The 219-nt window shown below is 51.1% G+C and carries 1 protein-coding gene; it reads right to left on the reverse strand.

Annotation, left to right across the window (positions count from 1 at the left end):
- Nucleotides 1–219, reverse strand: a 219-nt coding sequence (locus GQR39_RS20150) for a hypothetical protein (RefSeq protein WP_165736437.1), incomplete at both ends; no start/stop codon positions are given.

Genomic DNA, 219 nt, shown 5'->3' on the forward strand with positions numbered 1-219 from the left:
AACAGACACGGCTTCGCCGTCTACTGTGCCATCATTGGGAATAAGCGTGAACGTTGGGAGTTCTTCGCCGCTGTTGACTAACTCAGCGCCCGCTTCCGTTAGCACAATTGAGCCATCGACAATTGCATAATTAACGGTATCGCTTAGCGTAACCGTCACATCATCGCCATCTTCGTCAGTGGTTTCGAACGTTGCTACGACTGCGCCATCAACAGCACT

The sequence above is a fragment of the Pseudoalteromonas sp. C8 genome, from assembly GCF_011378685.1.
GTDB classification, from domain to species: Bacteria; Pseudomonadota; Gammaproteobacteria; order Enterobacterales; family Alteromonadaceae; genus Pseudoalteromonas; species Pseudoalteromonas arctica.